This window comes from Aeromonas sp. 602396 (assembly GCF_049173735.1).
Taxonomy (GTDB): Bacteria; Pseudomonadota; Gammaproteobacteria; order Enterobacterales; family Aeromonadaceae; genus Aeromonas; species Aeromonas veronii_A.
Genome location: NZ_JAAKSD010000001.1, coordinates 811,859 through 830,933, shown reverse-complemented (window position 1 = coordinate 830,933; position 19,075 = coordinate 811,859). Strand labels below are relative to the sequence as shown.

General features: G+C 59.0%; 17 protein-coding genes. 12 read left to right on the top strand and 5 right to left on the bottom strand.

All coding sequences use genetic code 11. From position 1 onward, the window contains the following. Nucleotides 1–89: 89 nt before the first annotated feature. The gene (gene fadJ / locus G5229_RS03565) at nucleotides 90–2,237 is read right to left on the bottom strand and encodes a fatty acid oxidation complex subunit alpha FadJ (RefSeq protein WP_421208529.1); all 2,148 of its coding nucleotides are present in this window, start codon (nucleotides 2,235–2,237) and stop codon (nucleotides 90–92) included. Further along, nucleotides 2,237–3,547 (bottom strand): acetyl-CoA C-acyltransferase FadI, encoded by a 1,311-nt coding sequence (gene fadI, locus G5229_RS03560; protein ID WP_335854363.1) that lies wholly within the window; start codon nucleotides 3,545–3,547, stop codon nucleotides 2,237–2,239. The genes fadJ and fadI overlap by 1 nt, the downstream gene beginning before the upstream one ends. Before the next feature lie 182 nt (nucleotides 3,548–3,729). Here fadI and G5229_RS03555 point away from each other — a divergent pair, with 182 nt between their 5' ends. The 11 genes from G5229_RS03555 (at nucleotide 3,730) to G5229_RS03505 (ending at nucleotide 15,980) form a co-directional block, all read left to right on the top strand. After that, nucleotides 3,730–4,680 (top strand): AAA family ATPase, encoded by a 951-nt coding sequence (locus tag G5229_RS03555; RefSeq protein WP_201902410.1) that lies wholly within the window; start codon nucleotides 3,730–3,732, stop codon nucleotides 4,678–4,680. Beyond that, complete coding sequence (locus G5229_RS03550) at nucleotides 4,671–5,573, top strand: DUF58 domain-containing protein (protein ID WP_421208476.1); 903 nt, start codon at nucleotides 4,671–4,673, stop codon at nucleotides 5,571–5,573. The genes G5229_RS03555 and G5229_RS03550 overlap by 10 nt, the downstream gene beginning before the upstream one ends. Next, a complete protein-coding gene (locus G5229_RS03545) occupies nucleotides 5,558–6,097 on the top strand; it encodes a DUF4381 domain-containing protein (protein ID WP_227342814.1) in 540 nt (179 codons plus the stop codon). Before G5229_RS03550 ends, G5229_RS03545 begins: the two co-directional genes overlap by 16 nt. Further along, nucleotides 6,094–7,086, top strand: coding sequence for a VWA domain-containing protein (locus G5229_RS03540; RefSeq protein WP_204479202.1), 993 nt, complete (start codon nucleotides 6,094–6,096; stop codon nucleotides 7,084–7,086). The genes G5229_RS03545 and G5229_RS03540 overlap by 4 nt, the downstream gene beginning before the upstream one ends. Continuing rightward, nucleotides 7,077–8,528: a VWA domain-containing protein gene (locus G5229_RS03535; protein WP_421208474.1), complete on the top strand. Its 1,452-nt coding sequence runs from the start codon at nucleotides 7,077–7,079 to the stop codon at nucleotides 8,526–8,528. The genes G5229_RS03540 and G5229_RS03535 overlap by 10 nt, the downstream gene beginning before the upstream one ends. A gap of 20 nt (nucleotides 8,529–8,548) precedes the next feature. Further along, nucleotides 8,549–10,060 (top strand): hypothetical protein, encoded by a 1,512-nt coding sequence (locus G5229_RS03530; RefSeq protein WP_421208528.1) that lies wholly within the window; start codon nucleotides 8,549–8,551, stop codon nucleotides 10,058–10,060. Nucleotides 10,061–10,073: 13 nt separating this feature from the next. Then, nucleotides 10,074–10,673 (top strand): sigma-70 family RNA polymerase sigma factor, encoded by a 600-nt coding sequence (locus tag G5229_RS03525; RefSeq protein ID WP_021230178.1) that lies wholly within the window; start codon nucleotides 10,074–10,076, stop codon nucleotides 10,671–10,673. Then, nucleotides 10,666–11,445: a DUF3379 domain-containing protein gene (locus G5229_RS03520; RefSeq protein ID WP_227342808.1), complete on the top strand. Its 780-nt coding sequence runs from the start codon at nucleotides 10,666–10,668 to the stop codon at nucleotides 11,443–11,445. The genes G5229_RS03525 and G5229_RS03520 overlap by 8 nt, the downstream gene beginning before the upstream one ends. 402 nt (nucleotides 11,446–11,847) lie before the next feature. After that, nucleotides 11,848–13,131 carry an outer membrane protein transport protein gene (locus G5229_RS03515; RefSeq protein ID WP_227342806.1) on the top strand — a complete coding sequence of 428 codons (1,284 nt, stop codon included), beginning with the start codon at nucleotides 11,848–11,850 and terminating at the stop codon, nucleotides 13,129–13,131. 252 nt (nucleotides 13,132–13,383) lie between these two features. Next, nucleotides 13,384–14,640, top strand: a complete 1,257-nt coding sequence (locus tag G5229_RS03510) for an OmpP1/FadL family transporter (RefSeq protein ID WP_421208471.1) — start codon at nucleotides 13,384–13,386, stop codon at nucleotides 14,638–14,640. A 116-nt stretch (nucleotides 14,641–14,756) separates the two neighbouring features. Further along, on the top strand, nucleotides 14,757–15,980 hold the full coding sequence (locus tag G5229_RS03505; RefSeq protein ID WP_421204868.1) for an EAL and HDOD domain-containing protein: 1,224 nt from the start codon (nucleotides 14,757–14,759) through the stop codon (nucleotides 15,978–15,980). On the opposite strand, the gene G5229_RS03500 is transcribed toward G5229_RS03505, so the two are convergent. Next, nucleotides 15,977–17,140 carry a thiolase family protein gene (locus G5229_RS03500; protein ID WP_266135048.1) on the bottom strand — a complete coding sequence of 388 codons (1,164 nt, stop codon included), beginning with the start codon at nucleotides 17,138–17,140 and terminating at the stop codon, nucleotides 15,977–15,979. The two genes, G5229_RS03505 and G5229_RS03500, sit on opposite strands and share 4 nt — an antisense overlap. A gap of 122 nt (nucleotides 17,141–17,262) precedes the next feature. Between G5229_RS03500 and G5229_RS03495 the strand changes: the two genes are divergently transcribed. Beyond that, on the top strand, nucleotides 17,263–17,661 hold the full coding sequence (locus G5229_RS03495) for a MerR family transcriptional regulator (RefSeq protein ID WP_216953528.1): 399 nt from the start codon (nucleotides 17,263–17,265) through the stop codon (nucleotides 17,659–17,661). Between the two features lie 89 nt (nucleotides 17,662–17,750). Here G5229_RS03495 and rplY read toward each other — a convergent pair whose 3' ends face one another. Beyond that, nucleotides 17,751–18,038 carry a 50S ribosomal protein L25 gene (gene rplY, locus G5229_RS03490; protein WP_005345280.1) on the bottom strand — a complete coding sequence of 96 codons (288 nt, stop codon included), beginning with the start codon at nucleotides 18,036–18,038 and terminating at the stop codon, nucleotides 17,751–17,753. 115 nt (nucleotides 18,039–18,153) lie between these two features. After that, nucleotides 18,154–18,987 (bottom strand): hypothetical protein, encoded by an 834-nt coding sequence (locus G5229_RS03485; RefSeq protein WP_216953527.1) that lies wholly within the window; start codon nucleotides 18,985–18,987, stop codon nucleotides 18,154–18,156. Nucleotides 18,988–19,075 lie beyond the last annotated feature (88 nt).

Sequence of the window (19,075 nt, the reverse complement as noted above, 5' to 3'; positions counted from 1 at the left end):
CTACCTGAATAACCCGAACAAACCACAACATAGAAAGAGGCCCGCATGGGTGCGGGCCTCGTTGTCTTGCGGTCACTCTGCAGCGATTATCAGTAGAAGGTCTGCTGCTCTGCGGCCATCGCCTTGAGACGGGCACAGGGGGCGAACCGGTCGCCGTGGCGCTTCTGGTAATACTCCAGACGGCCAACCAGATGATCGATCCCGAGCGTGTCCATATAACGGAACGGGCCGCCAAGGAAAGGCGGGAAACCGATGCCGAAGATGGCGCCGATATCGCCATCACGGGCCGAAGCCACCACACCGCTATCCAACGCCATGGCCGCTTCGTTGAGCATCAGCAACACGCAGCGCTCGGCGATTTCCTGGCGAGCCAGCTTGGCAGACGGCTTGATGCCGAGCACGCCATAGACGCTCTCGTCCACCGTCTTCTTGCCCTCTTTGCCTGTCAGCTTGTTGCGCGGTGCCGCCTTGCCATAGAGATAGAAGCCCTTGCCGTTCTTGCGTCCCTTGCGATCATTTTGCAGCAGCTTGTCGAACGCCTTGGGCGCCTGGAACTGCTCGCCGCCCAGCTCTTTCTCGAGAATGGGGGAGATCTTGGCGCCCACATCGATCCCCACCTCGTCCAGCAAGGTGATGGGGCCAACCGGGAAACCAAAGTCCAGCAGCGCGCTGTCCAGCACCTCCACCGGCTCCCCTTCCAGCACCAGTCTTGCCGCCTCATTCATGTAGGGCGCCAGGATGCGGTTGACGTAGAAACCGGCTTCGTCCTTCACCACGATAGGCGTTTTACCCTGAGCACGGGCAAAGGCCAGAGTGGTGGCGACCGTCTCGGCACTGGTGCCAGCGTGGGGGATGATCTCCGCCAGCGGCATCTTGTCCACCGGGCTGAAGTAGTGCAGCCCCACGACTCGCTCCGGGTGCGCCGCCTCTGCCGCAATCTGGTTGATGGGCAGGGAGGAGGTGTTGGATGCAAACACTGTGTGCTCACCGCACTCACGCTCCACGTCCTTCACCATCTGGTGTTTGAGCGCGAGATCTTCAAACACCGCCTCCACCACCATGTCGACCCGGTGGAAACCGGAGTAGTCGAGGGTGCCGGTCAGCAAGCTCATCTGTTTTTCCAGTTCGCTGCGCAGAATGTGACGACGCTTGAGCTTCTTGGCCAGAATGTCGTAGCTGTAGCGCATGGCATTACCGATGCCACTACTTGCCACATCCTTGATCCGTACCGGTACGCCCGCCTTGGTGGCGGTGACGAACGCAATGCCGCCCCCCATCAGACCACCGCCCAGCACGGCCGCGTGGCCCACCTTGCGCGGCTCGGCCCCCTGATAGGTGACCTCTTTCTTCATCTCGGTGGTGGCAAAGAAGATGGAACGCAGGGCGGCAGACTCAGCAGTCATCACCAGCTCGCCAAAGTGACGGGATTCGGCAGCCAGGCCGGCCTTCATCCCCTCCTCCACGCCGATGCGCACAACGTCCAGGATCCGCTCCGGCGCCGGATAGTTGCCGCGGGTCTTGGCTTTCACCCCCTTGCTGGCCTGATCGAACAACACCTTGCGGCCCAGCTTGTTGGTCTCCAGCACCTTGCCCTGCAGATCCCGTTTCAACTGATGGCGCGGTTTGCCCTTCTTGGCCAGCTTGATGGCAGCATCCAGCAAGATTGACGGCGGCACCACATCGTCCACCAGCCCCAGTTTTTTGGCTTGTTTGGCCCGGACCTGCTTGCCGGTCAGCATCAGATCCAGCGCCTTGGCCACCCCGATAAGGCGCGGCAGACGCTGGGTACCGCCAGAGCCCGGCAGCAGGCCGAGCTGAACTTCCGGCAATCCCAGCACAGATTTGCCATGATCGGTCACCACCCGACCATGACAGGCCAGCGCCAGCTCCAGCCCGCCTCCGAGGCAGGGGCCGTGAATGGCGGCGATCACCGGAATGGTCAGCCCCTCGATCTCGGCAAAGATCTCCTGTCCTTCTCGTGACAGGGTCTCGGCATCCTTGGCACTGGTGCAGGCGGCCAGCATAGTGATATCAGCACCAGCGATGAAGGAGTCCTTCTTGCCGGAGGTGATCACCAGACCGATCAAATCTTTGTTGCGTTTCACTTCGGCCAGCACGGTGCGGATCTCCTCCACAAAGGCGGCCTTCAGGGTATTCATGCTCTCGCCCGGCACATCCATGGTGAGGATGCCGATGCCATCTTTGCGAACATCCAGGGAAAAAGTCTTAGCGCTCATCATTCAACCTCCAACACCATAGCCACGCCCAATCCACCCGCCGCACAGGCGGTGTTGAGCCCCAGTCCCCCACCGCGACGACGCAGCTCGTGCAGGGTCTGGGTGATCATCCGCGCACCAGTCGCGGCAAAGGGGTGGCCATAGGCCAGCGAACCGCCGAGGACGTTGAACTTCTCCATGTCCACCTCGCCGATGGCCTGATCGCGGCCCAGCTTGTCGCGGGCAAAATCGGCACTGGCAAACATCTTGAGGTTGGCCAGCGTCTGGGCGGCAAAGGCTTCGTGCATGTCGATCAGGGTGAGATCACCGAGCGTGATGCCGGCTCTGTCCAGCGCCAGCGGCGTGGCATAGGAGGGGCCCATCAGCATGTCTTGCCAGACATCGATGGCCGAGAAGGCGAAGCTGCGGATATAACCCAACGGTTCGAGTCCCAGCTCTTTCGCCCGACCTTCGCGCATCAGCAACACGGCAGCGGCGCCATCGGTCAGCGGCGTGGCGTTGGCCGCCGTCACTGTGCCATGGACCCGGTCAAACACCGGCTTGAGCTTGGCGTAGCTCGCGAGATCCGAGCTTTCACGGATATTGTTGTCCCGCTCCAGCGGTGATTTGTAAGGCGGTACATGAGCGGTAAACACCTCACCGCTGAGCTTGCCATCAGCCCAGGCCTGCGCGGCCAGGGTATGGGAGCGGTGCGCCAGCGCATCTTGCGCTTCGCGGCTGATCTGGTGGCTCTTGGCCATCTGCTCGGCGGTCTGCCCCATGGAGAGGCCGGTGGAATATTCCGCCACAGCGGGCGGCACCGGCAGCAGATCCTTGATCCTCAATGTCCGCAGAATATTGAAGCGCTGCTGCAGATTGCGCGCCTTGTTGAGATCCACCAGGGCGCGGGCCAGCTTCTTGCTCACCCCGATAGGCAACACGGAGGAGGAGTCAGCACCGCCGGCGATGGCGATGTCTACGGTACCGGCCATGATGGATTCGGTGACGTTGGCCACCGCCTGAAAACTGGTGGCGCAAGCGCGGGAGACGCTATAGGCATCGGTATTGACGCTCATGCCGGTGCCAAGCACGATTTCACGGGCAATGTTGGGGGCTTCCGGCATCTGAACCACCTGACCAAACACCAGCTGGTCGATAAGCTTGGGATCGAGATCGGTACGGGCGAGCATTTCGCTCACCACCAGTTTGCCGAGATCGACTGCAGGCACGCCATGAAAGGCGGTGGCCTGCTTGGCAAAGGGGGTACGCAGCCCCGCCACGACGGCAATCCGTTCGCCCTGGCGAGTCGTCAGTTTCAATGGCTGTTTCATCCTGGCTCCTTGGTTTAAAAGGCAGAGGTCTGACCTCATTGCGCCACATCTTAACAATCCAATCACAAGTTTCATACAGCTGATTGAAACTAAATTAAGCACGGCAAGGCCCCTTTGCTCGCCCTTGGGGAGCAACTGGAGTATAAAAAGATCAACTTCCATAAAAACAACGGGTTTATCGCATGGCAGCGGCCGAGTTCAGAGCACTTAGGGACTATCTTGGCAGTCAGATCCTGGGGCAGGAGGAGCTAATAGAAGGGCTCCTGATTGCCCTGTTATGTGAAGGACATGTGTTAATCGAAGGGGCTCCCGGGCTGGCCAAAACCCGCGCCGTCAAGGCGCTCGCTGGCGCTGTCGAGGGGCGCTTTGCCCGTATCCAGTTCACCCCCGACCTGCTTCCCGCCGATCTCACCGGCAGCGAGGTGTTTCACCCGCAGGATGCCAGTTTTGTATTCCAGCCAGGCCCCCTCTTCAATCATCTGGTGCTGGCAGACGAGATCAACCGGGCGCCAGCCAAGGTACAATCAGCGCTGCTGGAAGCCATGGCTGAACACCAGATCACCGTAGGCAAAAAGAGCTGGCGACTGCCGCCTCTCTTTATGGTCGCCGCCACCCAGAACCCCATCGAGCAGGAGGGAACCTATCCCCTGCCGGAGGCGCAGCTCGACCGATTTCTGCTCAAGCTGATGGTGGATTACCCGAGCCCCACGATGGAGCTCGCCATCTTGCAGCTCAACGCCAGCGGCGAACAGCTTGGCGCGGCGCCGGTGACACTGAGTCAGACCAGCTTGCAGCATGCCCGCAGCGAAGTGCTGGCGGTGACCATGCAAAGCAGACTGGAGCACTATCTGGTGGAGCTGGTCTGCGCCACTCGCCCGGGCAGTGGTCTTTGCCCTGCCCTTGAGCCATTGATTGCCGTGGGGGCCAGCCCTCGGGCTACGCTGGGGCTGGCTCGCTCCGCCCGCGCCCGAGCCTGGCTTGCCGGACGAGATTATGTGCTGCCGGAAGATATCCAGCTGCAAGCCTATCCTGTGCTGCGCCATCGCCTTATACCCAGCTATCAGGCACTGGCCGACAATCTGGATAACGATATCCTGATCGCCCAACTGCTGGATCAGGTGCCATGCCCCTAGATCCCGGTCTGCATCCCGATATCGTCCTGTCGCTGCCACGGCTGCTCAGTATCCGGCTATGGGCCAAGGCCAGGAAGCCACCTCACGCGGGCAGAAGCAGCAGCGAACGCGGCAGACCGGGCCGCTCTCCCGGGCTCACCTTTCGCGAGCTGCGCGCCTATCAGGCTGGTGACGAGGTACGCCATATCGACTGGCGAGTGACCGCACGCCTCGGTCGTCCCTATACCCGCCTCTATAGCGAGGAGCTGGATCAGGCGCACTGGCTGCTGCTCGATCTCTCTCCCGCCATGTATTTCGGCTCCACACTGCAGCTCAAGGCGCGCCTCGCCTGCGAGCTGGCGGCAGCCTTGATCTGGCAAGGGGAGAAGCAGCACAACACCCTAATCTGCCACGGGCTTATCCCCCATCACCAGAACCAGCGCGGCAGCGTGCTGCCCCTGCTCGAATCCCTCTGCCATCACTATCAGCAAGGGCTGGCCCGCCGGGCGCTTTCTCACTCGCTGGCCGACACCTTGTCCGGCGTGAAGCTGCCTCACGGTGCCAAGCTGACGATCATCACCGATCACAGATCCTGCGAGTCGGCGCTCTGTCAGCAATTGCAACTGCTCTCCCGCCGCCACGATATTCACTATTGGCAGATCCGTGACCCCCTCGAGGCAGCCCTTCCCCCTGACGGCCAGCTGCCAGTGGCTATCGATCGGCCAGGGCAGCACTATCAGGGCTGGCTGGATGGGAGCCATGCCTGTTTCTCCCAGCGCTACCGGCATGCCGCCGAGCAGCAGCTGGCCCACGGCAAGCAGTTGCTGTTGCCATTGGTGCAGCGCCTCTATCTGCTCGATAACAGCCAGACGCTGCAACAGCAGTGGCAGGAGGGGCTATGTCATCAGGGATGATCTCGCCCGCCGAACTCGACAGCGCCAGTCCAGCCTCCGACGCCATCACTCCGCCGCTGGCCGCCCTGATGCGCGACATCCACCCGGGACCTGATCTGATTGAACAGAGTCTTGATCCCAGAGTGCAGGCGCTACTGTGGCTATTGATCACAGCGTTATTGCTGCTGCTGATCGTCTTGATTGCCCGGAGAGTGATACGTTACCGCCGCTGGTGTCATCAGCTGGAGGGAGATCCGGCGCTGCTGGTGGCACGCATACAGGAGGCCCTGCGTCATGAAGCACTGCAACGCTGGCCCGAGGCGCGCCAATTGCAGGGAGAGGCGTGGCTCGCCTTCGTCGATCGTCACGGCGGCAGCAATTTTAGCCAGTTTTCGTCTCACTGGAGCAGTTGGCTCTATGGCAGCCAGAACCCGACTCGCGAGCAGAGCGAACAACTGCGGCAACATTATCGCCGCTGGGGTCAGACCCTCTTCTTGCAACGCTCTCCCCGCTCGGGGCGTAAAACCGCACGGAGGCATTCATGATCCTGGCCTGGCCCTGGTTTGCGCTGGCGCTGGTACTGCCCTTGCTGGTGCGCTTCGGCTTGCCGCCCCTGCGCCGCGGCTATCTGGCTCACCCCGGGTTTGCGCTGCTGCGTCCTCAGGCCGGATTACCGCTCTGGCGCGCCATGCTGCTCTGGTGCGCCCTTATCCTCGCCCTCTGCCGCCCCCAGTGGTGGGGAGAACCGGTTATTCAATATGAAGGGAGTCGGGATCTGCTGCTGGCGGTGGATCTGTCAGACAGCATGCGCACCCCTGATATGCTCGATAACGGCGAGCAGCAAGCACGGCTAACGGCGGTGCGCCAGCAGATCAAGACGCTGATCGCCAAACGGGCCGGAGACAGGGTGGGCCTCATTGTCTTTGCCGATCACGCCTACCTGCTCTCTCCCCTCACTCAGGAGATCCCGGCGCTGTTGACCTTGAGCGACGAGCTCGATTTTGATCTTGTCGGCCGAACCACCGCCCTTGGCGAAGCCATCCAGCTGGCACGTCAGCATGGAGATCCGGGTCGCCCCACCGCCCTGCTGCTGGTCACTGATGGCCGCAATACCGCAGGCAATGCCGACCCGCTGCAGGAGGCAAAACTCGCCGCAGCGCAGGGAATACGGATCTACACGCTGGGGGTCGGGGCCGATCCCGATACCTTTATTCAACCCTACGATGAGGCGGGCAGCGGTCAGGCCGATCCCAGCAGCGAACTGGACGAGCCGCTCCTGAAAGAGCTGGCACAGACAGGCCAAGGGCGTTACTTTCGGGCACGCACCCAGAGCGATCTCGATGCCATCAACGTGACCATCAATGCCCTTGAACCTGCCCCCATGCCGATTGCCCAGTACCAGCCGGTGATCGAGCTCTACCCCTGGCCGTTGGCACTGCTTTGTGGCTTGTTGCTTCTGCCGTCAGGGCACGGCAGGCTGGAGTTTCGCATGGTGCGTAGCTGGCTGACACGAGGCGCACGCAGATGGAGTTGATCTTGCTCCGCCCCCTGTGGCTGATCGCACTCATCCCCTGGCTCTGGCAAGGGTGGCGCCGTCGTCGCAAGCCCACGCTGCTCGCACCTGCGATGCAGGCTTATCTGCTGCCAGCATCCCACCCTCAACGCCCCTGGCTTTGGTTGGCGACACTGCCCGTCATTTTGGCTCTGAGCGGACCGGCACTGCGCGGCGAGCTGCAACAGCAGCCTGCAGCGCCGCTCGATATCTGGCTGCTGGACTTGTCACGCTCGATGACCGCCACCGACCTCAAACCGGATCGGGCGACCCGGGTCAGGTGGCAGTTGCAGCAACTGCTGAGCCGTGCTCAGGGCGAGCGCATCGCGCTGATCCTCTACGCAGGCGATGCCTACCTCGCCATGCCGCCCACCCGGGATCATCAGGCCCTCGCGTTACTGCTGCCCGATTTGCGCCCCGATATCATGCCGCTGCAGGGCAGCAATCCGGCACGGGCGGTGGAACTTGCCATGAAGCAGCTGGCCCCTGGAGAACAAGCGCGTCTGCTGCTGATCACCGACGACCTCACCCAGAATCAGATGACCCAAATCGCTGCCCTGTGGCCCTGCCAGCAACGCCTTCTTTGCCGCGACACCCAGTCGGCACGCCTCGATATTCTGCTTGCCAGCAGCGGTCAACCGGCCCCGATGCCCGCCATTCCGGCCAATGAGTTGGGGTTTGCCACCCGCATGCCCGCGCAGTTGCCCGCCCCCGATAGTCAGGCCATTGCCGCACTGGCCAATCGCCTCGGCGGTGAGCTGCAGTGGCTTGGCAGCAACGTCCCCCGATTTGCCCCTCTCCCCGCCACGACCTCAGCCCTCACCCCGGCGCCACTGGATCTTGGCCCCTGGTTGCTGCTCCCCTTGTTACCGCTCGCCTTGCTGGCCAGAGTCGGCGCACGGTTGATGGTGGCGCTGATGATGGGAGCACAGCTGCTGGCGCCACAAGACCTGCAAGCCGCAGAGAAGGGAGATCTGCAAGCGATGCAGGCTTATCAAGAGGGGGATTTTCAGCGGGCTGCCCACACCTTCAACGATCCAGTCTGGCGCGGCAACGCCTGGTATCGGGCCGGAGCCTACCGGCAAGCCATCGCAGCCTATCAGGAAGCGACGAGCGCCACCGCCCACTACAACCGCGGCAATGCCCTGCTGCAACTGGGGGAGTTTGCGGCCGCCAAAGAGGCCTATCTGGCCGCTCTGGCGCTTGAACCCGGGCATGAAGATGCGCTCTATAACCTCTCTCTGTTGCAAGGCGGTGCGGCCGCCGCTCCCGATACCAGCACCAGCAAGCAACCCAAGCCATCGGCTGAACAGCAGGCAGCAGCAATGCCCCTGCCCCCCTCTCCCCCGGTGTTGCTGCTGGAGCAGCGACTGCGCAAAGAGGCACTACGCCGGGACCTGATCAAGGTGGAGGAGCCCTGGTGACGCGGGCAGGATGGGGGCTGTTGCTCGCACTCGCGAGTCCACTTTGCTGGGCTTTGCCCCCTCGGGCAGAGCTGCTGCCGGGGGCTGACCCCAGCGATTGGCTGCTGATCATCGAAGCGGATGGCGAGCGCCAGAGCAGCGAACTGGAGATCACCCCATTACTGCGCCAGTTTGCAGTAGGCAGAGTGACCATGAGCCGGGTCACGACCCCAGTACAACAACTGACTCGCTGGCAGATCCCGCTGCACCAGAGCAATTCAACCGCAAATACCGAGGTGGTGATTGCCCCGCTCAAGCTCGGAAATGAGTTCACCCCCTCGCTCCCCCTGCCATTGAGAGAGGTGAAAACAGCGGCGCTGCCGCAGCCCGCAGCCCCCTCGCCCCTCGAGATGCAGGCCAACCTTGATCATCAGGGCCCGCTCTATCCCGGCCAGCCGGTGATCTACCGGCTGACACTGTGGCTGCCCACCAGTATGCAACACCCGGCGCTGAGCGAGCTTAGCTCTGCCAACTTCACTATCCGTCGCCTCGGTAGCGACGAGTGGATCGCCCCCGTTCAGGCAGGCCTGCCTGGCCGGCTCACCCGCAGCTGGCTCGTTCAGGCAAAAGCGCCGGGACTCTGGTACCTCGACTCGCCCCGCTTGCAGGGGCAGCTCACGCAGCAAGGGGGAAAAGCGCAAAAACTCTCGGCCCGTGCGGCACCACTCGAGGTGAGGGTCGACAAGGCACCCGCCACGCCGGTGGCCACCCGGCTGACCCTGAGTCAACGGCTTGAACCGGCCGCCACGGGGGAAGTGGGTGAACCGCTGATCCGGATCCTCACCCTGACCATGGAAAATGGTGACAGCGGCCAGATCCAGCTAGCCCCCCTGATGGCCCATCAACTGCCAAACGGCATACAGGCACATCCCGATGGAGAGCAACAGCAGGAGCGTTACCGAGATGGCAAGCTGCTGTTTGAGCGACAGTGGCGCCAGACTCTGGTCGCGGAACAGAGCGGCGACTATCAGCTTCCCCCCATTGATCTGCCCTGGTTTAATACCCAAAGCGGCCGGATTGAGCAGGCCAGCCTCCGTGCCATCACGCTGACGTTTCAGGCAACGACAAATCGGCAACCTGATCAGCAGACATCACAGATGGCACTGCGAGAGAGCCTTTGGTGGGTCGTGCTGGCCATAATGCTGCGTTCACTATGGCGCCACTGGCCCCGCTGGCGAGCCTTCTATCAACTGCAACGTGCCCTTGCCCAACACCAGCCGGATGCCAGTCGCAAGGCGCTGATCAAGTGGGCGACCTTGCGCTGGCAGGTCTCCTATTATCAATTAGGCCAGTTGCCCGACGCTGGGCATAATCGGCTCGGCAACGCGCTCGCCGCACTCGAGCGAGCCTGTTTTGCACGGCCCTCTTCTGGTCCGTCCATCGAGTGGCGCGCTCTGGCGCGTACCCTCAGGGCTGATGAAATGGCCGGTATTGCGTACCTGATTTACCTGCTGGCCCACGGGAGTTCCCGCTCCCGCCGCCACGCCCCCTGACAAGGATTGCCCTATGGCACTGCTGTTTTTAAAAAAAAAACGTGCTCAGCAGCATATTGGTGGAAATGATCCGGACACTTCGCCGGTCTCTGATCCCATGGCTGACAAACAAACCAAATTTGAAGCACTGGTTCATGCGCTGCATGGCGATCTCTACCGGTATGCCTACTGGCTGACCCGGGATCCCAACGTGGCGGAAGATCTGGTGCAAGAGACCTTCCTGCGTGCTTGGAAGGCTATCGACACCCTGCAGGATGACAAGGCGGCCAAAGGGTGGCTGATCACAATCCTCAGACGGGAGAACGCCCGCCGCTTTGAACGCAAACAGCTGGAGCTGGTGGATCTCGACGATCATCCTCAGCCCCAGCACGATGCGCTGCACAGCGAACAGGAAATGGAGAACGAGTGGTTGCACCGTCACATCGCCCGGTTGCCCGAGGAGTATCAGGAGCCACTGCTGCTGCAAGTCGTGGGAGGATTCAGTGGTGAGGAGATTGCCGAGATGCTCGGCCTCAACAAAAACACCGTCATGACCCGACTGTTTCGCGCCCGCAACCAGATCAAGGAGGCGATGGAGCAGAAGAACCAAGCAAGAGGACACGGACATGGATGAACTCGAATTTCGCCGCAACGCCATGATCCAGCCCAACGATCAACAACCGGACTTTCTCAAAACAGCTGAAGCCAGCCAAGCCAATCGGAACTATCTCGACGAGATGAAGCAGTTCGACAGAAGCCTCAAGCGCACCATGCAGGTAGAGGTTCCCGCCGGACTGGCCGAACGGATCCTGCTCAGGCAAGCCATGCTGCAAGACAGTGACGCGCCAGATGATATGCCGCCATCCCGCCCCCTTGGCACGGCACCGGTCAAGATCCGGACATCGACATCCTGGCGCCAGATCGCCCTGGCTGCATCGGTCGCCTTCCTGCTGGGAATGAGCACCCGCTGGATCACGCTGCCAGAAACGGCTCCTGCGGCCCTCTCCCTCGCACAGGTGGCGATGGCTCATGTCTATGGTGAAGAACCCTTTATTGAAGGTGTCGATGAGCAGGTCAATCTGCATAGCATCAATGCCAAGATGGAGAAGTATGGCGCCACCTTAAGCGGGATGGATGGGCTTAAGGTGACCTATGTCAATCACTGCTCGTTTTATCAGGGACCGGCCTTGCACATGGTGATCCAGGGAAAGATGGGGCCAGTCACTCTCTTTTTAGTGCCCAAACATGTGCCATTAACCCTGCAACAGGACACCTTTGATGATGGCACCCTCAAAGGGGAGATAGTCCAGCTCAAAGGCGCCAATATGGTACTGATTGGCGAGATGAAAGAGCCACTTGCCCCTGTTGCCAACGCCCTGCAGTCACGTCTGCAGTGGGACATTTAACATCGCTGGTTAACAACCTCAGAGCCATCCTCAATAGCAGGCGGCGGTCACGAGACGCTGCCTGTTCCCTCCCTGTTTACTCCCCTTTGTCACTCATTTGCCTCAAGATTTCGAAAAATTGACAAAATTATTTTTGTGACGGAGATCGGCAATCCAGGTCAATATTCCGCCTTTAGACCCTGAAAATGATGAATTAAACAGCAAGTTAAAACAAATGATTAACACATCAATCACTTTTATGTATTCTGCTGTCACTGGTCTGATTTCTTACCTCCTACCAGATCCATAGAATCACGCCAGAATTGATTGGGAAGAAGCTGAAATAAAAACGGATTTTGTCGAGGTTTGCATTGAACGTGCAGCCAATATCGGCAAAAAAATCTGCCTACAAGAGAGAACACCATGACGACAACTATTTTCAAGAAGAGCCTGATTGCCGCCACCATCGCGCTGGCCACCGGTCAAGTCCATGCCGCGGCATTCCAGTTGAACGAGCACTCGGCCTCCGGTCTGGGTCGCGCCTATGCCGGTGAAGCGGCTATCGCCGACAACGCCTCCGTGCTGGCCCGTAACCCGGCTGCCATGACCACCTTCGACAAGATGGCGGTTTCTGTCTCCGGCACCTACATCAAGCCGGATGTCGATGTGAATGGCAGCGTTGCTACGCCTCTGGGTACAGTTCCTGCCAGCGAATCAGGTATTGCTCCGTCAGCATTCGTTCCTGCCGCTTATTTTATTCAGCCGCTGAATGACCAGTGGGCTTGGGGTATCGGCCTCTTCTCAAATTACGGGCTATCTACCGAGTACTCCAAAACCTTCCCGGCTGGTGCCGGTGCCGGTGATACTGAACTGATGACTCTCAATATCAACCCGAACATCGCCTATCGCATCAATGAGCACTTCAGTGTGGGTGCCGGTATCAACGCCGTTTACGGTGCTGCCGAACTCAACCGCTATGCTGGTCTGCTGGGTCCGCTGAACCCACCGAGCCAGGGTGGCCCGCTGGCAACAGATACTCGCTTGGCTCACCTGAAAGGCGATACCTGGGGCTTTGGCTGGAACGTTGGCACTCTGTACGAAGTCAATGAGAACCATCGCTTTGCTCTGACCTACCGTTCACAGGTCGATATGAGCTTTGATGGTGACTTCCAGGGGCTCACTTCAGGGAACCGCACTGTTGATGGCAATCTGAAACTGGATCTCCCTGCTCAGGCCGAGTTTGCCGGTTATCACCGTTTGAATCAGCAATTCGCCGTTCACTACTCTGTCAACTGGACTGACTGGAGTGCCTTCCAGGAGCTGAAAGCAACCAGCGGCCAATGCGCTGGCGGCGTATGTCTGCAAAAGGATGAGAAGTTTAAAGACTCTACTCGTTACTCAATCGGCGGTACCTGGTATATCAACCCGGCTTGGGAAGCGCGTATTGGCTTTGCTTATGACAACAGCCCAATCGAGCCCGAATACCGCAGCCTGAGCATCCCGGATTCTGACCGTGTCTGGTATAGCGCTGGCGCGACCTACCATATCAATACTGATATGAGCATTGACTTTGGTATGGCCTATCTGGACGGTAAAGAGGTTGATGTCAACGAAGGTCTGCGTAACCACTCAGACCCTCTGCGTTGGAAAGGCTCCTCCCACGGCAATGCCTTCCTGGCCTCTGCCCAGTTCAATATGAAGTTCTGATTAGAACGCCACCGAAAAGAGCGCCGACAGGCGCTCTTTTTTTATCCGAAAAAACAGTTTCAGCGCACAGCTGTAGCACACACGTGTTTATTTTTCTTTTTCAATCAAGCTATTAGACTACATCATCCCAGCATTAAATCTTGTTTTCTCCGGATAACCACCATGAGCGTTGCCTTACTGGTCATACCATATAAAATCCTGCCTCCATCCATATGACCTATTGAAACCTCGGGTAACAGCAAGGATTTTCCCATGCATTCCATCATCAAACCGTCCGCCATCGCCCTGCTGGTGATCGCGGGTCAAACCCATGCCGCCGGGTTCCAGCTGGCTGAACAATCCGCCACGGGCCTAGGACGCGCTTTTGCCGGTGAAGCCGCCATTGCGGATAACGCCAGTGTACTCTCCCGCAATGCCGCAGCCATGACCCGCTTCGATCAGATGGCGCTCTCTGGCGGAGCTATCTATGTCAGCCCTGACGTCAATATCGAAGGCCACACACGTTTGCCGACGCAAGCCGGCATCGTCACCTCCGATGCGAGTGCACACGATATCGCGGCCTCGGCCTGGGTGCCCAACGCCTATCTCATCATCCCGCTGAATGAGCAGTGGCGCCTCGGCTTCTCGGCCACCTCTTACTATGGTCTTGGCATCAAGATGCCGGATAACTACAGTGCCGGCCACTTTGGCAATGTTTCCGATATCAAGACCATGGATTTGGGAACCTCTCTTGCCTATCGCATCAATGAGATGTGGTCAATTGGCGCAGGGATCTCTGCTATTCAGGGCGAGGGCGAAGTCGGTGGCACCTTCCCCTCTCGCAATCTGATAGCAAAACATCTGCAAGGGGATGGCTGGGCATGGGGCTGGAATGTCGGCACCTTGCTGGAGTTGTCGGAGCAAACCCGGATTGGGCTCTCATACCGCCACGATGTCAATTTGACACTCTCGGGTGATGCCATTCTTGGCCTGCCCAACGGCAAGGAGCTAAAAGACACAGGTTCTCTGGTTCTTCCGCTACCCGCAACGGCAGAGCTTGCTGCATTTCACCAGCTGACCGAAAAACTGGCGATCCATGGCAGCCTGAACTGGACCAACTGGAGCAAATTTGTCCAGCTGGAAGCCGATCTGGATACACTGCCCAACATGCATATCAAGGATGAACACTGGGAAGATAGCTGGCGCTATGCGATCGGGATGACCTATCAACTGACTCCCCAGTGGCAGCTGCGCTCGGGAGTTGCTTACGATGCGAGCCCGGTACCAGCGGATCGCCGTACTATCTCCATTCCTGATGCCGACCGGATCTGGTACAGCCTGGGGATGGGTTATCAGTTCACCCCCAACCTGACCATGGATCTGGGGTTAACCCTGATCGATGGCAAGAAGGTTGATGTTACTGAAAAAATGGAGTTGCAACCGGGCAACCCGCAGAGCACCTCCACCTTCCAGGGCACCTCCGAGGGAGATGCCTGGCTGGCTGGCGCCCAAATGAGTTATCTCTTCTAAGTTCCCTCCCTGCAGAAAAACACTATGCCAATTATTGCCTTACCGAACAGGGTCAAAACTGGCATAGTGTTCTGCAACACCATAAAATCAACCCAGTACCCATACTGGAGCAAGGCATGTATTCCTACGTAGCCAGACAGCCGATCCTCGACAGAGACCTCAATACCCATGCCTATGAGCTGCTCTTTCGCGATAGCCTGAATAATGTCTTCCCGAGCATCTCCTCACAACAAGCCACCTCCCGGTTGGTGGTCGAGCAGTTTCTGCAACAGAATATCGATCAGCTGTTGGGTGGCCGCCCCTGCTTTATCAATTTTCCCCACTCACTGTTACTGGAAGGACTGGCCGAGTGCCTGCCACCCGAAAAGGTGGTGATCGAAATTCTGGAGGATGCCCCTCCGGATGATGCCCTGCTGGAAAAGGTGAAGCAGTTGCACAAACTGGGCTATCAGCTGGCACTCGATGACTTCACCATGTCGCCGGATTGGGAGCGCTTCCTCCCGTTTATCCACATCATCAAGTTTGATCTGCGTGACACGCCCCTGTTGCAGATCAGGGTGTTCATCAAGCGCCATCAGGCGCTGGGACTCACCTATCTGGCAGAAAAAGTTGAGGACAAGGCTGAGTTCGAACGAGTCAAAAAGCTGGGGATCCAGCTGTTTCAGGGCTTTTTCTTCAGCCGCCCCGAGATGGTCAAACAAGCCACTATGGAGCCCGCCCAGGTCGTGGTCATGCAGTTGCTCAATGTGGTCAACGAGACAGAACCCGATATCAACAAGATCGAGCAACTGCTCAGCCAGGATATCTCTCTGTCACTCAAGTTGCTGCGCTATGTCAATCATCTCAAAGGCCATGCCAACCCCATCTCCTCGTTTCGCCAGGCTGCGATATACTTGGGCAATACCCAGCTAAAGCGTTTTGTTTCACTGGTGGCTGCGACCAGTGCAGGCAAGGGGAAAAGTGCCGAGCTCTACCAGATGTCGATGATCCGTGCCCGTTTCTGCGAGTTGCTGGCGCATACCCATGCGCCGACCCTGCAGGCTCAGCAAGCGTTTATCACCGGTCTCTTTTCGCTACTGGATGTGCTTATGGAGCAGCCGATGGACAAGCTGCTGGGGACTATCCCCCTGATCGAGGATATCCGGCTGGCGCTGCTCGAGCGCAAAGGCACTCTCGGTTTCTATCTCGCATTTTGTGAAGACTACGAGAATGCCAACTGGCCCAAAGTCACGGCCCGAACAGCCCGCCTGGGGTTGAATGAAGATAAGGTAAGCCACCTTTATCTCGCGGCAACGACCTGGGTGAACGAGCAACTGCAAGCGATGGATACCGGCGATTAAGGGATCTCTACCGCAATAGCGGTCGCCTCTCCGCCACCGATACAAAGAGACGCAATGCCTCGTCTCCCTCTCCGCAACCTCAATGCCGAGATCAGCGTCACCAGAATACGTGCTCCACTCGCGCCAAGCGGGTGACCCAATGCGCAGGCGCCACCATGAACATTCACCTTGTGATGGGGGATCCCGCACCCGCTCATGGCCAGCATGGTGACCATGGCAAAGGCTTCGTTGACTTCGAACAGGTCAACCTCATCCACTGACCAGTCGAGACGAGCCAGCAGTCTGGATATTGCGCCAACGGGAGCGGAAGTGAACTCGGCCGGCAATGCCGCATGGCTCTGATAACCGACGATCCGCGCCAGTACAGGTACCTGCCAAGCTTGCGCAGTGGCACCATCCATCAATATCAGCGCCGCCGCGCCGTCCGAGATGGAGCTCGAATTGGCCGCCGTAATGGTGCCATCTTTACCAAATGCAGGCTTCAGGGTCGGGATCTTCTCCGGCCTCCCTTTGCCCGGTTGTTCGTCTTCGGCCAGCAACAAGCGATCACCGCGATAGACACTTGCCAGCTCGGATGCAAACGCGCCGTCTTGCTGCGCAGCGCGGGCACGCTGCAACGACGCAAGGGCAAACTCATCCATGGCACTGCGGGTCAAACTGGCATGATCAGCGCTGCGCTGGGCGTGTATTCCCATCAACTGGCCATCATAGGCATCCTGCAATCCGTCGAGGAAAAGGTGATCAAACAGCTGTTGATGGCCCATCCGAAAACCATTGCGGGCATTATCCAGCAGATAGGGGGCCCTGCTCATGCTCTCCATCCCCCCAGCCACCACAACCTTGTTATCGCCCAGACGAAGGGAATCTGCCGCCAGCATCACCGCCTTCATGCCGGAGCCACACACCTTGTTGACCGTGGTAGCAGGCACACTCTCTGGCAATCCCGCTTTTAACATCGCCTGCCTTGCCGGCGCTTGTCCCACACCTGCCGAGAGCACATTGCCCATAAACACTTCATCGATCTGCTCGGGAACAAGCCCGCCCTGTGCCAACGCAGCGGCAATGGCACAGGCCCCCAGCTCCGGGGCCGCCACCTCTGCCAGTGCCCCTTGAAACGCCCCCATTGGCGTACGTTTTGCCGCCACAATTGCAATATCCATTTGCCCGCCTCTTTTAGTTACATGGTCATAACATAGGTTTTCTATGCCATGGGAACAAGAGTTGCAGTGCAGTTTACGTTTAGGTAAGGTGCCAGCAGGATTTAGCTCGCCAAGAAGTTTATATGAACAAAAACAAGGATGAAGCCCGGAGCTACAGCATCAGTGAACTGGCTCGGGAATTTGATATTACGACGCGTAGCATCCGTTTCTATGAGGATCAAGGGTTACTCAATCCCGCCAGAGAAGGGCAGACCCGCATCTACAGCAAGCAGGATCGGGTTCGTCTCAAGTTGACCCTGCGTGGTAAGCGGCTCGGTTTCAGTCTGGCCGAGATCCGGGAGTTGTTTGATCTTTATGATGCCGACAAGAGCAGCCGCACCCAGCTGCAAACCATGCTCGGGCTGGTTACCGAGAAGCGGGAGACGCTGCAGCAGCAGATGGAAGATATCAGGATGGTGCTGCTGGAGCTGGATGCCGCGGAGCGGCGCTGTCAACAGGCATTGCAGCAACTGGGTCGTTAAAGAAGGGGGCCGTGAGATCCCCTTCTCATGCTTCAGATAACAAAAAGCCACTCCTGAGAGTGGCTTTTCTGCTACCTGACGGTTCGTGATTAAACGCGAACGAAGTCCAGGTGAACCAGCTTGTAACGTACCGGGTGACGCTGGATAGCTTTCACTTTCACGTTAACTTCTTCGCCGTTGATAACCAGAGTCAGTACGGACTCATAGAACTCCGGCTTTTCTTGGGCCAGGATGAATTTCTTGTGGTCAACAGTGATGGACTGGGCCTCTTTGCCTGCACCGTAAACGATGGCAGGAACTTGGTCAGCTTGACGCAGGCGGCGGCTCGCACCTTTCCCCAGGTCAGAACGGACTTCAGCTTGGAATACGAAAGACATAGTATGTATCTCTTTTAAAGGAATGTATGGTGCAAACTGCGACCGGTCAGCACCTCGCAAAACGAGCGCGAATACTACCATGGGCCAATAGCGGATACAAGGCTCATCCCGCGCTTTAACGCCCCTGCTCAAGACGAGCAAATTGCTGTTGCCGCTGGGCCGGACTCAACGCATCAAACTGCGCAAGCGTCTCGGCGCGAGGACAGTAGAGCCCCTCCCCGGTTTTGACCCGGATACTGTTACCGAGGCCCGCCCTGTTTTCTGCGGCCAAGGCCAGCAGATAGCTGTAAGTATCTGCCCCCACCCTGCTGGATAGCTGATTGGCGATGCGCCACAGCGTCTCACCCGCCGCGACCCGATGGCACACTGAGCGCCCCTCGCCAACCGCCGGCGCAGAGAGTGTCAGTGTGGTGCTATCAGATGACACGCTGGCCGCCAGCAGACCATCACTGCGACTCCCCCTCTCGCCAACTGCGGCACCAAGCAACGCCAGCAATGGCTCTGCTTCGTAGCGGGGGGCGACCGCCAACTGAACCGGCATGGCACGAGGAACGTTGAACTCGGCGATAAAGGGCGCTATGGGTTGCGATGGCTCAAAAGGTGAAACACTGCCATGCTGCACGGTTGCAGCGACCTGGCCGGGGGCGACCCCGTAAGCCATCTCGTCGATGCGCCGCAGTCTTGCCAGATAGGTTTTGGAGAGCTGCGCCTCCCCCTCGAACAGATCGAAAGGGGGGACCAGCCGAGCGGGAAAGAGGATCTGCCAGCGACCATGCTTCTGCTTTTGGGCCAGCGGCGGAAACTGATTGCCACGCCAGGCCACAAACATCGCTGGTGGCGTGCGCGCCAGCGGGTAATATTCCGGGTTCAACTGCACCCAGGTTTGTTCCGCAATGGGTTGATAACCGCTGATCACCACCTGCGCCACACTCAACCAGACCCCCAGCATCCTTGCCTCCCTGACTTGCGGTTTGAAGGGGCTACCTGACCGGCAACCCCTTCTTATCACGCGCTATCATGCTGTTAAAACAGTTAGA

What these genes read in the sequence shown, in the direction of transcription:
- G5229_RS03550 (WP_421208476.1), top strand. Translation starts at nt 4,671, where the DNA reads ATGCCCCTAGATCCCGGTCTGCATCCCGATATCGTCCTGTCGCTGCCA.
- G5229_RS03515 (WP_227342806.1), top strand. Translation starts at nt 11,848, where the DNA reads ATGACGACAACTATTTTCAAGAAGAGCCTGATTGCCGCCACCATCGCG.
- rplY (WP_005345280.1), bottom strand. Translation starts at nt 18,038, where the DNA reads ATGTCTTTCGTATTCCAAGCTGAAGTCCGTTCTGACCTGGGGAAAGGT.
- fadI (WP_335854363.1), bottom strand. Translation starts at nt 3,547, where the DNA reads ATGAAACAGCCATTGAAACTGACGACTCGCCAGGGCGAACGGATTGCC.
- G5229_RS03505 (WP_421204868.1), top strand. Translation starts at nt 14,757, where the DNA reads ATGTATTCCTACGTAGCCAGACAGCCGATCCTCGACAGAGACCTCAAT.
- G5229_RS03540 (WP_204479202.1), top strand. Translation starts at nt 6,094, where the DNA reads ATGATCCTGGCCTGGCCCTGGTTTGCGCTGGCGCTGGTACTGCCCTTG.
- G5229_RS03545 (WP_227342814.1), top strand. Translation starts at nt 5,558, where the DNA reads ATGTCATCAGGGATGATCTCGCCCGCCGAACTCGACAGCGCCAGTCCA.
- G5229_RS03525 (WP_021230178.1), top strand. Translation starts at nt 10,074, where the DNA reads ATGGCACTGCTGTTTTTAAAAAAAAAACGTGCTCAGCAGCATATTGGT.
- G5229_RS03555 (WP_201902410.1), top strand. Translation starts at nt 3,730, where the DNA reads ATGGCAGCGGCCGAGTTCAGAGCACTTAGGGACTATCTTGGCAGTCAG.
- G5229_RS03485 (WP_216953527.1), bottom strand. Translation starts at nt 18,987, where the DNA reads ATGCTGGGGGTCTGGTTGAGTGTGGCGCAGGTGGTGATCAGCGGTTAT.
- fadJ (WP_421208529.1), bottom strand. Translation starts at nt 2,237, where the DNA reads ATGAGCGCTAAGACTTTTTCCCTGGATGTTCGCAAAGATGGCATCGGC.
- G5229_RS03495 (WP_216953528.1), top strand. Translation starts at nt 17,263, where the DNA reads ATGAACAAAAACAAGGATGAAGCCCGGAGCTACAGCATCAGTGAACTG.
- G5229_RS03520 (WP_227342808.1), top strand. Translation starts at nt 10,666, where the DNA reads ATGGATGAACTCGAATTTCGCCGCAACGCCATGATCCAGCCCAACGAT.
- G5229_RS03510 (WP_421208471.1), top strand. Translation starts at nt 13,384, where the DNA reads ATGCATTCCATCATCAAACCGTCCGCCATCGCCCTGCTGGTGATCGCG.
- G5229_RS03500 (WP_266135048.1), bottom strand. Translation starts at nt 17,140, where the DNA reads ATGGATATTGCAATTGTGGCGGCAAAACGTACGCCAATGGGGGCGTTT.
- G5229_RS03535 (WP_421208474.1), top strand. Translation starts at nt 7,077, where the DNA reads ATGGAGTTGATCTTGCTCCGCCCCCTGTGGCTGATCGCACTCATCCCC.